12 protein-coding genes are annotated in these 11,589 nt (G+C 58.3%); 10 read left to right on the top strand and 2 right to left on the bottom strand.

Annotated features, from left to right (window positions below):
- Positions 1-64 precede the first annotated feature (64 nt).
- Positions 65-886, bottom strand: a complete 822-nt coding sequence (locus GS611_RS00065) for an amidohydrolase (RefSeq protein ID WP_171630724.1) — start codon at positions 884-886, stop codon at positions 65-67.
- 36 nt (positions 887-922) lie between these two features.
- Positions 923-1,717, bottom strand: coding sequence for an IclR family transcriptional regulator (locus GS611_RS00060; RefSeq protein WP_171630722.1), 795 nt, complete (start codon positions 1,715-1,717; stop codon positions 923-925).
- Positions 1,718-1,854: 137 nt separating this feature from the next.
- On the opposite strand from GS611_RS00060, the gene GS611_RS00055 reads away from it, so the two are divergent.
- The 10 genes from GS611_RS00055 (at position 1,855) to GS611_RS00010 (ending at position 11,450) form a co-directional block, all read left to right on the top strand.
- The gene (locus tag GS611_RS00055; RefSeq protein WP_171630720.1) at positions 1,855-3,177 is read left to right on the top strand and encodes an ABC transporter substrate-binding protein; all 1,323 of its coding nucleotides are present in this window, start codon (positions 1,855-1,857) and stop codon (positions 3,175-3,177) included.
- Between the two features lie 72 nt (positions 3,178-3,249).
- Positions 3,250-4,146: a carbohydrate ABC transporter permease gene (locus GS611_RS00050; RefSeq protein ID WP_171630712.1), complete on the top strand. Its 897-nt coding sequence runs from the start codon at positions 3,250-3,252 to the stop codon at positions 4,144-4,146.
- Between the two features lie 5 nt (positions 4,147-4,151).
- Positions 4,152-5,015 carry a carbohydrate ABC transporter permease gene (locus GS611_RS00045; RefSeq protein WP_171630711.1) on the top strand — a complete coding sequence of 288 codons (864 nt, stop codon included), beginning with the start codon at positions 4,152-4,154 and terminating at the stop codon, positions 5,013-5,015.
- A gap of 4 nt (positions 5,016-5,019) precedes the next feature.
- Entirely contained in the window at positions 5,020-6,111 is a 1,092-nt protein-coding gene (locus tag GS611_RS00040; RefSeq protein WP_171630709.1) for an ABC transporter ATP-binding protein, read from the top strand.
- Between the two features lie 2 nt (positions 6,112-6,113).
- The gene (locus tag GS611_RS00035; protein ID WP_171630707.1) at positions 6,114-7,223 is read left to right on the top strand and encodes a mandelate racemase/muconate lactonizing enzyme family protein; all 1,110 of its coding nucleotides are present in this window, start codon (positions 6,114-6,116) and stop codon (positions 7,221-7,223) included.
- The gene (locus GS611_RS00030; protein ID WP_253283369.1) at positions 7,220-7,552 is read left to right on the top strand and encodes an L-rhamnose mutarotase; all 333 of its coding nucleotides are present in this window, start codon (positions 7,220-7,222) and stop codon (positions 7,550-7,552) included. Before GS611_RS00035 ends, GS611_RS00030 begins: the two co-directional genes overlap by 4 nt.
- 5 nt (positions 7,553-7,557) lie before the next feature.
- On the top strand, positions 7,558-8,307 hold the full coding sequence (locus GS611_RS00025; RefSeq protein ID WP_171630705.1) for an SDR family oxidoreductase: 750 nt from the start codon (positions 7,558-7,560) through the stop codon (positions 8,305-8,307).
- A gap of 19 nt (positions 8,308-8,326) precedes the next feature.
- The gene (locus tag GS611_RS00020) at positions 8,327-9,169 is read left to right on the top strand and encodes a fumarylacetoacetate hydrolase family protein (RefSeq protein WP_171630703.1); all 843 of its coding nucleotides are present in this window, start codon (positions 8,327-8,329) and stop codon (positions 9,167-9,169) included.
- Positions 9,169-10,476 carry an L-fuconate dehydratase gene (locus GS611_RS00015; protein WP_171630701.1) on the top strand — a complete coding sequence of 436 codons (1,308 nt, stop codon included), beginning with the start codon at positions 9,169-9,171 and terminating at the stop codon, positions 10,474-10,476. The genes GS611_RS00020 and GS611_RS00015 overlap by 1 nt, the downstream gene beginning before the upstream one ends.
- Positions 10,476-11,450 carry an aldo/keto reductase gene (locus GS611_RS00010; protein WP_171630699.1) on the top strand — a complete coding sequence of 325 codons (975 nt, stop codon included), beginning with the start codon at positions 10,476-10,478 and terminating at the stop codon, positions 11,448-11,450. The genes GS611_RS00015 and GS611_RS00010 overlap by 1 nt, the downstream gene beginning before the upstream one ends.
- Positions 11,451-11,589 lie beyond the last annotated feature (139 nt).

The following is an 11,589-nucleotide window of genomic DNA, read 5'->3' as shown; positions in this document are numbered from 1 at the left end:
GCGGATTTGAGCCCTTTTTGTCAACATCAATTGAGGCCCGCTCAATCGGGTTGTCTTCTATGTTTTAGCTGGACAAACGAGGGTAGGCCGCTTTCGGACTTTGCGAAAGTATACTTTTTGCTGCGTCACCCATGGCACCCATGGCGATCTCGTGCCACGATTTGTAGTCCGAGGCGAGGTTCAGAACCGGCCAGTCGCTGCCGAACAGCAGCCTCTCTGGGGCATAAATGCCAAGAATGTGGGCAATGTAAGGCTCAAGGCTGCTTGGCTTCCAATCGGTCGAGGCTTCGGTCACAATGCCCGACAGTTTACAAAACACCTGCGTGTTTTCGGCAATGTCAGCCATGTCCTGCGCCCAGCCCTCATAGGCCCCATTGCGGATTTCGGGCTTGGCGCAATGGTCAATGACGACTCGCAAATCGGGGTATTTTGCCAGAAACGCTTTGAGATGGTGTAGATGGTGGGGCAATACCAGAGCATCGAATGTCAGATCATTTTCGACCATGGCAGCGATAGCCGGACGCAGATCATCGCGCAGCATCCAAGCGTCATCGGGAATGTCCTGTATCATCGGGCGTAGTCCAAGAAGCTTTGGATGGGCCGCCAATCGCGCGATCGAGGCTGGTGCCGTTTCGGCGGCAAGGTCCACCCACCCGACAACCCCTCGTATCCAGTCATGCGTGTCTGCAAGAGACAGCAGGTATTCAGTCTCGGCCTCAGTATCGGCGGCCTGAACCGCGATGGTTCCACTGATACCCGCCTCGTCCAGCAAAGGTTTCAAATCCTTGGGCAGAAAATCGCGATATAGCGTTTCAAGCTCGGGTGTCAGCCAGCCGTAATCGCCTCGATCGAGCTTCCAGAAATGCTGATGCGTGTCGATGACCATGCTAAAACCTCTGATCATGTTTTTTGTTAAGCCGCCTTAAGCGGCTCCGAATTCCGGTGTTGATCCACCGTGAAGCAACGTCAGTTCCCGGGCCAGTTCCCGGTGCATATTCACGATTTCGTCCAGAGAGGGGACTTTCAGATCGTCGACACGTTCCAGATAGGGGCAGCTCAGCACCGCTGCGGCCCTGCCGCCCGGGCCAAAAATCGGGAAAGCCACATTGGTTACACCGATCGCAGTTGCAGACGGCATTTTTTCATAGCCCAAGCGTCGGATGCGGGCGATATGCTCCATGAACTCGCTACGATCCAGCGGGGGTTCACCTACGGCAAGGCGGTGCTGCTCGATCAGGTCCTCGACTTCTTCATTTGAACGGAAGGCCGCCAGCACCCGGCCAGAGCCTGTATTCCCCAGCCCCACGACGGTTCCGGTTTTCAGCGCAAGGCCCCAATTGCCCGGAGATTCCGCTGAGGCCACGATCACGATATCACCGTTGCTTTCCATTCCCATATGGCAGGATTGCCAAGTTTTTCGTGTTATCGCGCGCATACGGGGCAGGGCACTTTCGATTACCCGTCCAATCGGCGGGTGTCGCTGCGAAATAGCGAACATCTTCAGGCCAAGTGAATATCGATCGCCTGACAGGGACCGGATGACATACCCGCGCCGTACCAGTGTCGAGAGCATCCGGTAAATCTCAGACGGGGACCGTTCCAGCGCCTTTGCGACCTCTCCCTGGGTCAGTCCCTCACCGTGGTCAGCCAAAAGCTCGATGATATCCAGGCCTTTTTCCAGCGCGGGTGCGCGGTATTTGTCGGTGATGTCGTCCATACAGTGCCCTGTCGCGCAATATTCCTGATTGATTTTCAGTCATTGGGAAGGCTAAGTCAACATTGATTTATAGATGAATAAATGTTTTAAATACGAACAAACAACAAGCATCGCTTGATTGCATCAGGGAGGACATGATGAAAAAATCCAGCATTTTAATGGGTTTGATGGTCGGAACAGCGATAGTCGCGGCCGTCGAATCGGCAGGTGCGTCGGATTGGGGGAACTTTGATGGCGTGACCATCGAGGCGAAACTGATCGGCGGACAACAATACGAAGGTCTCTATGGCCGTATTGCCGAATGGGAAGCTGCGACCGGTGCCAAGGTCGACATTATTTCGAAAAAAAGCCACTTCGAGATCGACAAGGAAATCAAGTCGGACATGGCCGCTGGGACCACCAGCTGGTGCGTGGGTTCAAACCACTCTTCCTTTGCGCCCCAGTATGAAGGGCTCTATGTTGATCTGAACGAGCTGGTTCCAGCGGAAACCATTGCCGAATTCGTTCCGGGCAACATTGGCGCCTCGACGGTCGACGGCCAGCTTTTGATGCTGCCGCGCGCGCAGTTTGACGTTTCAGTGCTTTATTACCTGAAGTCGAACTATGAAGACGCCGACAAGGCCGCCGCGTTCAAGGAAAAATACGGCTATGATCTGGCTGTTCCCGAGACGTGGGAGCAGGTCAAAGATCAGGCGATCTTTTTTGCCGACCCTCCGAATTTCTACGGCACTCAGTATGCAGGCAAGGATGAGGCCATCGTGGGTCGGTTCTATGAGATGGTTGTCGCCGAGGGCGGCAACTATCTGGACGAAAACAAGAAACCAATCTTCAATTCCGAGGCAGGTCAGCGCGCGCTGCAGTGGTTCGTAGACCTGTACGAGGCCAAGGCGGTTCCGGCTGGCACGACGTCCTATGTGTGGGACGATCTGGGGCAGGGCTTTGCCAGTGGAACCGTGGCGCTGAACCTGGACTGGCCGGGCTGGGCCGGGTTCTTCAACGATCCGGAATCGTCCAAGGCTGCTGGCAACGTCGGCGTTGCTGTGCAACCCATGGGTTCGGCGACGCGGACCGGTTGGTCCGGGCATCACGGGTTCTCGGTCACCAGTGACTGTGCAAACAAAGACGCCGCAGTATCGCTTGTTCAGTTCCTGACCAGCGAGGAAAGCCAGTTGGCCGAAAGCGCTGGTGGCTCGCTGCCGACACGGACAGCCGTTTGGGAGGCCAACGTCGCTGCGGCGCAAGCTGGTGATGACGCATTCCGCGCCGAAGCTCTGGCCGCGTTTGCCGAAGGTGCGAAATACGCCTTTGCGGTACCGCCAATCCCGGAATGGGGCGAGACCACAAACCTGGTCTTTCCGGAACTGCAGGCCGCCATCGTTGGCGACAAGACTGTACAGCAGGCGCTGGACGATGCCGCGGCTGCGGTGGACGAACTGATGCGGGAATCTGGTTACTACTGAACCCGGACCCACAAGTATCCGCGGCGGGTGTTCCGCTGCGGGTGAACCCCCAAGACCCCCAAAAGGTGCACCATGACCCGCCGCCGCTTGCCCGAGTGGTTAGTCCTTCTGTTGCCTGCGATCATCGTGATTGCCGCAGTTGTTCTGATCCCTCTCATCTTCTCGCTCTATTCCAGCTTCACGTCGTACAAGCTGACGCGGCCTTCGACGCTGTGGAAATGGGTGGGGTTCTTCAATTACGAAAAAATCCTGACCGATGCGAAATTCTGGGCGGCGTTCGGGCGCACGGTGCTGTTCCTGACCATCGTTCTGAATCTGGAACTGCTGTTGGGACTGGGCATTGCGTTGATGATGAACAAGGTCACATGGGGGCAGCGTACGCTGCGCACGATCCTGATGTTCCCGATGATGTTCTCGCCCATTCTTGTTGGCTTTCAGTTCAAGTTCATCTTCAACGACAATATCGGGCTGGTGAACAACGTGTTGCAATCGGTGGGCTTCCAAAATGCCTCGCTGCCGTGGCTGGTGGACGGCAACCTTGCGATGTTCTCGATCATGTTCGCGGAAATCTGGATGAGCACATCCGTCTTCGCCATTCTGATCCTGGCCGGTCTGTTCGCCATGCCGCGTGACCCGCTCGAGGCCGCCAAGGTCGATGGCTGCACCGCCTGGCAGACCTTCCGCCACATAACTCTGCCGTTCCTGATGCCATTCATTTTTATTGCCATGACCATCCGCTCGCTGGACGTCGCACGGGCCTATGACATCGTGCAGATCATGACAGGCGGCGGCCCTGCCCGTCGCACGGAACTGTTGTGGACGTTGATGAGCCGCACCGGCTATGTCGATGCCCGCATGGGGCTGGCGAACGCGATGGGTTATATCTCGATCCTGCTGTCGATCCTCTTCACCATCTATTTCTTCCGCAAGCTCAGCGCCGCACGTGCTGAACTGGGAATGGCGGGGTAGGGCCAATGGACCGCAATCTAGCACACCGCAATCGCCGCCGCGCCCTGAAAACTGCGCATTTCATCGGGCTGTTCCTGATTATGTCGATCATTTGCATTCCCGGGCTCTGGATTGTTCTCAACTCGTTCCGTCCAACGGTCGAGATTATGGCCAAACCGCCGGTCTGGACCCCCAGCTTTACGCTAGACCACTACCGCGCCATGTTCGGCGGCGCGGGCGAGGGCGGTGTGCCAGTGTTCAGCTATTTCCGCAACTCGCTGATCGTTTCGGTCGTCTCAACCTTCATCGCGATCCTGATCGGCATGTCGGGCGGCTATGCCTTTGCCCGCTATCGCTTCAAGGGCAAATCGGGCTATTTTGTCGGGCTGATGCTGTTCCGCGCGGTTCCTGGTGTGGCGTTGTCGCTGCCCCTGTTCATCGTGTTTGCCCGGGTCGGCATCATCGACACCCATTTCGGCCTGATCTTGGCCTATGTGGCGATGAACGTGCCGTTCACCATCTGGTTGACCGACGGGTTCTTCCGCCAGATCCCGAAAGAGCTGCACGAAGCGGCAGAAATTGACGGCTGCACCCGCTGGCAGGCATTCTGGAGGGTGGAATTTCCGGTGGCGCGCTCGGGCGTTGCCTCGGCGGCGATCTTTGCCTTCCTCACCTCGTGGAACGAATTCGCGCTGGCGTCGCAGCTGACCCGCTCGGTCGGGTCCAAGACGATGCCTGTGGGTCTTTTGGATTTTACCGCCGAATTTACCATCAACTGGGGGGGAATGTGCGCGCTTGCGGTTCTCATGATCGTGCCCGCGCTGGTCCTGACCTTCATCGTCCAGAAACACCTGATTGCCGGCCTGACCTTCGGCGGCGTCAAAGGATAAGAAAATGACTGAAGTTACCCTTTCCAATGTCGTCAAGAAATATGGCAAGCATCAGGCTGTGCACGGCATCGACCTGGGCATCCATGACGGAGAGTTCGTCGTGCTGGTCGGCCCTTCGGGCTGCGGCAAGTCGACGACGCTGCGGATGATTGCCGGACTCGAAGAAATCTCCGGCGGCGAGATCGCCATCGGCGGCCGTGTCGTCAATGACCTGCCCCCGCGCGAACGTAACATCTCGATGGTGTTCCAGAACTATGCTCTGTATCCGCATATGACCGTGCGCGAAAATCTGGGCTTTTCACTGAAGATCGCCAAGCGGCCCGTGGATGAGATTGCCAAATCTGTGGCCGAGGCGGCGGGCATTCTGGGACTGGACGAGTTGATGGAGCGCAAGCCCGCCGAACTGTCGGGCGGTCAGCGCCAGCGCGTCGCAATGGGCCGCGCCATCGTGCGGCACCCCGACGTGTTCCTGTTTGACGAGCCGCTGTCGAACCTTGACGCCAAGCTGCGCACCCAGATGCGGGTCGAGATCAAGAAGCTGCACCAGAAGGTCGGCAACACCATTATCTACGTAACACACGATCAGGTCGAGGCGATGACGCTGGCGGATCGAATCGTTCTGATGCGCGACGGCCATATAGTGCAGGTCGGCACCCCGCTGGACCTGTTCAACACGCCGGTAGATACCTTCGTGGCGACCTTCATCGGCTCGCCGCCGATGAACCTTGTCGATGGAGAGGTGTCCGGTGGCACCCTTAGTCTGAATGGCGGTATCGAGCTGTCCGTTCCCGCATCCGCGCGGTCACTTGTTCGCGACGGCCAAAAGGTGCGGTTCGGTTTCCGCGCCGACAACCTGATGCCAGTGGGCCACTCGGTCGAGGAAGAAGGCGAGACCGCAGAGCTGGACCTGTCCGTCACGCTGACGGAACCGCTTGGCACCGAGACGCTGCTGTTCGCCGACCTGGCCGGGGTCGAGGTCCAGGCCAAGATGTTCAATCCGCGCCCCGTCGCTCCGGGCGAGGCGATGAAGTTCCGCCTGATGCTGGACAAGACCCATGTCTTTGACGCTGCATCGGGCAAGGCGATCCGGGGGTAAGCATGGCGACAATCACTCATATTGAACTGCGCATGATCGATTTGGTGCCCAAGGTGAAACGGGTCGACGCCATCCAGACCTTTGTCAGTCAAGAAACCCCGATCCTTACTGTCTATGACAGCGACGGCGCCAGTGGTACGGGCTATTCCTATACCATTGGCACAGGTGGGCCATCTGTCATGGCGCTGCTGGAACACACGCTGGCCCCGATGCTGACCGGGCGCGACCCGGACCGGATCGAAGGCATCTGGCGCGACCTGCTGTTTGCCACTCACGCGACAGCGGTGGGCGCAATCACCTCGTTGGCGCTGGCCGCCATCGACACCGCGCTTTGGGATCTGCGTTGCCGCAAGCAAGGTCTGCCGCTTTGGAAAGCCGCCGGGGGATCGCGCGAAAAAGTGCCGCTTTATTCCACCGAGGGCGGCTGGTTGCATCTGGAAACGCAGGCGCTGGTCGATGACGCGCTGGCGATGCAGGCACAGGGCTTTCGCGGCTCAAAAATCAAGATCGGCCGCGATCACCTGAGCGAAGATGACGCGCGTCTGGGGGCGGTCCGGTCTGCCCTGGGTGGCGGGTACGAGATTTTGACCGATGGCAATCAGGGCTTTACTCTGTCCGAAGCGATCCGCCGGGCGCGGGTTCTCGAGGAGCACGGGATAGGCTGGTTCGAAGAACCGCTGCCCGCCGATGATGTGGCAGGCCATATGCAACTAGCGCAACACACCAGCGTGCCGATTGCGGTGGGCGAAAGTATGTATTCGCTGAGCCAGTTCAAGGATTACCTGCAAATGGGCGCGGCCTCGATCGTGCAGGTGGATGTGGCCCGGATTGGTGGCATCACCCCTTGGCTGAAGGTGGCGCACATGGCCGAGGCGTTCAACGTCATGGTTTGCCCGCATTTCCTGATGGAGCTGCACCTGCCGCTGGTGTGCGCTATCCCTAACGCAAAATGGCTGGAATACATCCCGCAATTGGACACCGTGACCAACGGCCCAATCCGGATTGCGGACGGTCACGCCATCCCTTCTGATGAACCCGGTTTGGGTATCGATTGGGATTGGGATGCGATTTCGCGGCTTTCCGAGGTCAAAACCGTCAAGGAAGGTGCATGATGCAGCGCATGGGCATGGTAATCGGGGTCAAACCCGAGATGATCGAAGAATATAAGCGCCTGCACGCCGCCGTCTGGCCGCAGGTTCTTAAGCAGATCAGAAACAGCAACATTCGCAACTATACCATCTTCCTGCGCGAGCCGGAAAACCTGTTGTTCGGGTACTGGGAATATCACGGCGAGGATTTCACTGCGGATATGGCCAAGATGGCCAAGGACCCGGTGACTCAGGAATGGTGGACCCATACCGACCCCTGCCAGTCGCCTCTGGCCAGCCGCGCCGAGGGCGAGCAATGGTCGATGATGCAAGAAGTATTTCACACGGATTAAAAGCTATGACTGACACAACGGGCCGTCTGGCCGGAAAAAAGACACTCATCACCGCCGCAGGCCAGGGCATCGGACGGGCGACGGCCGAGCTGTTCGCCGCCGAAGGGGGCGAGGTCATCGCCAGCGACATCAACGAGGATGCGCTGGCGGAATTGGCTAACAACCCGCGTGTCACTGCGCTGAAGCTGGATGTGACCGATGGCGCCGCAGTAGAGGCCGCCGTTACAGATATCGGCCCGCTGGACGTTCTGTTCAACTGCGCGGGCTATGTGGCGAACGGCACCATTCTGGAATGTGACGAAAAGGACTGGGATTTCAGCTTTGATCTGAACGTCAAGGCGATGTATCGGCTGATCCGTCTGACACTGCCGGGAATGCTGGACAACGGTGGCGGATCGATCATCAACATGTCCTCGGTCGCGTCCTCGATCAAGGGCGTGCCGAACCGGTTTGCCTATTGCGCGTCCAAGGCGGCGGTGATCGGTATCACCAAGGCAGTGGCCGCTGACTATGTCACCCGTGGCATTCGCTGCAACGCGATCTGCCCGGGCACCGTTGACAGCCCCTCGATGCACGGACGTTTGCGCGCCACCGGCAACTATGAACAGGCACTGAAGGACTTCATCGCACGTCAGCCGATGGGCCGCATCGGAACCGCCGAAGAAATCGCGGCATTGGCACTGTACCTCGCCAGCGACGACAGCGCCTTCACCACAGGACAGAACCACGCCATCGACGGCGGCTGGTCCATTTGATTTGCAGGAGAATTTAGAGATGAAACTGTTGCGCTATGGCCCGGTCGGGTCCGAAAAGCCGGGTTTGCTGGATGCCGAAGGGAACATTCGCGACCTGTCGGGTGTTGTTGATGATGTTTCGGGCGACACTCTAAGCGACGCCGCGCTGGACAAGTTGCGTGGCATCGACCCTGACTCATTGCCGTTGGTCGATGGCGACCCGCGTATCGGCGCCTGCGTGGGCCAGGTGGGAAAATTCATCTGTATCGGCTTGAACTATGCTGACCACGCCGCCGAAAGCGGCATGGAACTGCCGCAGGAGCCGGTGATCTTCTTCAAGGCCACTTCCTCGATCTGCGGGCCGAACGACGACACCGAAATCCCGCGCAGCTCGGTCAAGACCGATTGGGAGGTCGAGTTGGGCGTGGTGATCGGCAAGCACACCAAATACGTCAATGTCGAAGAGGCGCTGGACCATGTGGCAGGTTATTGCGTCATCAACGACCTGTCCGAGCGTGATTTCCAGCTGCACCGCTCGGGCCAATGGGTCAAGGGCAAGTCGGCGGACACGTTCGGCCCGATCGGTCCCTGGCTGGTGACACGGGACGAGGTTGCCGACCCGCAGAACCTGCCCATGTACCTAGAGGTCAACGGCCACCGCTATCAGGACGGCTCGACCCGGACCATGCATTTCGACGTGGCAACCGTTATCTCGCACCTGTCGCAATTCATGTCGCTGCAGCCCGGCGATGTAATCTCGACCGGTACGCCTCCGGGTGTCGGTATGGGGCAGAACCCTCAGACCTATCTGAAGCCTGGCGACGTTGTTGAACTTGGCATCGAAGGGCTGGGTGTTCAACGTCAGAACGTGGTGGCGGGCTGATGGTTACCATTACCGACCTGAAAACCTTCGACCTGCGGTTCCCGACCTCAGACTCGCTGGACGGGTCAGACGCAATGAACCCCGACCCGGATTATTCCGCCGCCTATGTGGTGCTGGAAACCGATGGCGCGTATCAGGGCCATGGCCTGACCTTCACCATCGGGCGAGGGAATGAGATTTGCATTACCGCTATTGAGGCGATGCGGCACCTGCTGGTCGGTCTCGATCTGGATTGGGCGCGCGAAGACATGGGACGGTTCTGGCGCTATGTCACCGGCGACAGCCAGTTGCGCTGGATCGGGCCGGACAAGGGTGCAATCCATCTGGCCACCGGTGCGGTGGTCAATGCGGTCTGGGATCTGCTGGGGAAAGAGGCCGGCAAGCCCGTCTGGCAACTGGTCGGGGAAATGACGCCCGAGGAAATCGTGCAACTTGTCGATTTCCGCTACATGACCGATGTTCTGACCAGGGACGAGGCGCTGGACATTCTGCGCAGGGCCGAACCGGGCAAGGCGGACAGGATCGCAAAGCTGAGGGCCGAAGGTTATCCCTGCTATACCACCTCGGCAGGATGGCTGGGCTATTCCGACGATAAGCTGCGCCGCTTGTGCCGCGAAGCGCGCGAGGCCGGATTTACCCATACCAAGTTCAAGGTGGGCCGCGAACTGGCCGACGACATCCGCCGCCTGACTATCGCCCGCGAGGAACTGGGCGAGGGCATGAACATCATGATCGACGCCAATCAGGTATGGGAGGTCGATCAGGCTATCGACTGGGTCAAGGAACTATCATTTGCGCGACCTTTGTTCATCGAGGAACCCACCAGCCCCGACGATGTGGTTGGGCACAGAAAAATCCGTCAGGCAATTGCCCCGATCAAGGTGGCGACGGGTGAAATGTGCCAGAACCGCATTCTGTTCAAACAGTTCATTGCCAACGAGGCTATTGATTTCGTGCAAATCGACAGCTGTCGTCTGGGCGGTTTGAACGAAGTGCTTGCGGTACAGCTGATGGCAGCAAAATTTGGCTTGCCGGTCTGGCCCCATGCCGGCGGCGTGGGCCTGTGCGAGTATGTGCAGCATCTGTCGATGATCGATTATGTGGCGATCACCGGTGAAAAAGACGACAAACGCATCGAATTTGTCGATCACCTGCACGAGCATTTCGTCGACCCCTGCATCGTGGAGAACGGTGCCTATCAGGCACCTGTGGCGCCGGGGTTTTCCATCGAGATGAAGGCAAGCTCGATCGCCGATTATCAACATCAACCATCTGCAACGCAAACCGCCGAGCAAGGAGCGGCCTGATGCGACAGAACCTCATTGGGAATACCGGTGTGCGCGTGACCGAGGCATCGTTTGGCTGTGCGAGTATCGGAAACCTGTACCGCCCAGCGACCGACGCGCAGGTGGATGAGGTGCTGCAATGCGCTTGGGACGCGGGAATCCGTTATTTCGATACCGCACCGCATTATGGTCGCGGCCTGTCCGAAATGCGACTGGGCCGCTTCCTTACGCGGTATCCCCGCGACGAATACGTCATTTCAACCAAGGTTGGGCGGGTGCTGTCACCCGGATCAGCGATGGTCGAGGCCGATGGCTTTGTCGATCCGCTGCCCAACGCGGTGCGCTATGACTATTCAGGCGACGGGATTGAAGCTTCGCTGGAACACAGTTTTGGCCTTCTGAATACCAACTACGCAGATATCGTCTATGTCCACGATATCGGTGAATGCACTCACGGACAGGACAATAGCGCCCATATGGAAGCCTTCCTCGGGTCGGGATATGAACGGCTGGTAAGGTTGAAGGAGCAGGGCAAAATCCGGGCTTTCGGGCTGGGCGTGAACGAAAACCAGATTTGTCTCGACGTAATGGACCATGGCCCCATCGACGTGATCCTGTTGGCTGGTCGGCTAACACTTCTGGACCGATCGGCAGAACAGGAGCTCACCGCCAAATGCCGAGCGCTAGGTACCAGCCTGGTACTGGGCGGCGTGTTCAATTCGGGCATCCTCGCTACCGGCCCGGTCGAAGGAGCAACCTATGATTATGTCCCGGCATCACCGGAAGTCATCGAGCAGGTTAAAAACCTTCAAACAAGAGCCGAGGTGCTTGGGCTGCAACTGGCAACTGCGGCGCTTCACTTTGCCAAACGGCATGAGTTGGCAGCCTCTGTCCTGTTGGGAACAGCTAGCGCGCGGTCATTGCAACGAAACCTTACTGCATTGGATGGACCAACGCCTGATGAGTTTGACAGTCATTTCAGGCGAGGATTTTGACGTGCAAGATGATGACAGGCGCAATCCGCCTAGCCGATAACCTAGGGTCAGAATTCATAGCCAAAAAGATGACGGTAGCCGCCTGTGCGATGGCTGAGAGGAAGACCTTTGGGCACCTGTCGTATCGGGTTGCCACACG

It is taken from the genome of Ruegeria sp. HKCCD6119 (genome assembly GCF_013110585.1).
Classification (GTDB): domain Bacteria; phylum Pseudomonadota; class Alphaproteobacteria; order Rhodobacterales; family Rhodobacteraceae; genus Ruegeria.
This window is presented reverse-complemented; position numbering and strand designations above follow the sequence as displayed.